This window comes from Pseudoalteromonas sp. S3785 (genome assembly GCF_005887365.1).
GTDB lineage: Bacteria > Pseudomonadota > Gammaproteobacteria > Enterobacterales > Alteromonadaceae > Pseudoalteromonas.
Map to the genome: position 1 here is coordinate 1 of NZ_PNCT01000142.1, position 264 is coordinate 264.

Sequence of the window (264 nt, forward strand, 5' to 3'; positions counted from 1 at the left end):
TGGGCGCATAGCTCAGCTGGATAGAGTACCTGGCTACGAACCAGGCGGTCGGAGGTTCGAATCCTCCTGCGCCCACCACTCTTTACACACTCTGCTTAGAGTATAAACAAGTTAAAGTGTTTGGTTTAAAACCAAATCGGTCGGAGGTTCATTCTTACAAGATACGTCCTGCTTCCAACACTTTTTACACACTCTGCTTAGAGTATAAATAAGCAAACAGTAAAAGTGGGCGCATAGCTCAGCTGGATAGAGTACCTGGCTACG

1 tRNA gene is annotated in these 264 nt (G+C 46.6%); it reads left to right on the top strand.

The features are described 5' to 3' along the window. Position 1 precedes the first annotated feature (1 nt). Positions 2–78: transfer RNA gene (locus CWC17_RS18895), tRNA-Arg, on the top strand. Positions 79–264 lie beyond the last annotated feature (186 nt).